Origin of the sequence: Azospirillum sp. TSO35-2, from assembly GCF_003116095.1 — a bacterium.
In the GTDB taxonomy this organism is placed as follows: Bacteria; Pseudomonadota; Alphaproteobacteria; order Azospirillales; family Azospirillaceae; genus Azospirillum.
On the sequence record NZ_LGRA01000010.1, the window covers coordinates 1 to 1,658 of the forward strand.

A 1,658-nucleotide genomic window follows, 5' to 3' on the forward strand; every position below is an offset into this window, starting at 1 on the left:
AAACAATGGCTTAGCGCTAAAACGCCTCACCCCGCCTATGCCACTAGATATTGATTCAAATCCGGTGCGCCTTTCGGTAGAATGCCGGCCTCGCGGAGGTCGGTCGTGGACAACGAACGCTTTTACAAAATCTGCCGGGACTTCGACCTCAGTATCCACACTGATGCCGACGAGCTGACGCATCGTTTCACAGACGACGTCCAGGCCCGCGCCTTTCTGGAAGCCCTCGTCTGGCCCGACCAACCGTTCTGTCCGCACTGCGGCTCCGTTCGCGTCTACCGTTTCCGCCCGGTCAAGACGACCCGCGGCGGCGAAGCCCGCGCCCCGCGCGTTGGCCTTTTCGAGTGCGGGGATTGTGCCGCGCAGTTCTCCGCGACGACTCACACCCCGCTTCACGGGACGAAACTCCCCCTGCTGAAGTGGATAAAGGCGCTCTTCTACCTACTCAGCAGCAGCAAGGGCGTCTCGTCCGTCGTCCTGGCCCGCCATCTCGGCGTGACTCAGCCAACGGCCTGGAAGATGGCACACGCCATCCGTGAACTTCTCGACCATCGGCACGAGGCCGAGCCGGTTCTGGACGGCGAGGTCGAGATCGACACGAAGCGGATTGGCGGAGAGCCGCGCAAAGACGCCTACACGAAATACGTGTGGAATCCACGCGGCAAGGGGTCGGACAAGTCGATCGTTCTGGTTATGGCCGACCGGGACGGACGGGTCCGAACCAGTGTCGTTTCCGGTGAGTCGGCTGCCGAGTTGGCGCCAGCCATCAAGGCGGTTGTGAAGCCAGAAGCGCACCTGATGACCGACGGGGACAAGGCCCTCGCCGTCGTTGGACAGGACTTCGAAGGACACTCCAGCGTCAATCACGGAGCCGAAGAGTACGCCCGGGTCGAACGGAAGGACGGAAAGCCTCCGCGTAGACGGCGTCGCAATGGAAAGTTGCGGGACGACGAGCGAAACGTTCACGTCAATCACGCCGAGGGCTTTTCGGCTCTTCTCGAACGCAGCCGTTTCGGCGTCTACCATAGGTTTAGCCGCGTTCACATGAGTCGGTATCTCGACGAAGCCGCCTGGCTGTGGAGCGCGGCTTCGTCCGGAACCCTGACGACCGCTGAAGGACATTCACAGGGCGAAGTTCAGGCCGAACCGTTCGTTCTCCAGTTGATGACGTTGATGCCGCGGGCGTTCGGCCGGCAGGTCCGCTGGTCGGCGAAGGGCGGCCTGTTCTGGCCCCCGCCACTTCGGGCGGAAGATCCCCCAGCGCCGTCGCGGGCCCTGATGCTGGCTCGGGCGAAAGAGAAGAACGGCGCTGGACATGACCTCCCCCGGAAGGACCGTCCCGCCGGAATTTCTTCGAGGGGCTCTCGCCCTCTGCCCGCCCCCGTCCGGCTTCGGGCGACGTCTCCGCCGTTTCGACCGCTGCCGCCCGGCCGCCCGCCGCCGGATTTCACAGACGAAGAGATAGACGGCCTCTTCTGACGCCGCCGCGCCGACGGCCAGTGGCCAGTCGCGCCCGAGGTCCGTCTGGCCTACCTAAAAGTTGTCGACTCCTTCAGCGCCGATTGCCAACCGGCTCTTCATGATCTCACTTACCCACTACATATGGGGGTGTGTAGTCAACAATCCGCTTTCAAACCTGTGTCTGTCATATAGCTACG

At 63.0% G+C, this 1,658-nt stretch carries 1 protein-coding gene; it reads left to right on the plus strand.

All coding sequences use genetic code 11. The annotated features are described in order from the left end of the window. Positions 1-105 precede the first annotated feature (105 nt). The gene (locus tag TSO352_RS07395; RefSeq protein ID WP_158284548.1) at positions 106-1,479 is read left to right on the plus strand and encodes an IS1595 family transposase; all 1,374 of its coding nucleotides are present in this window, start codon (positions 106-108) and stop codon (positions 1,477-1,479) included. Positions 1,480-1,658 lie beyond the last annotated feature (179 nt).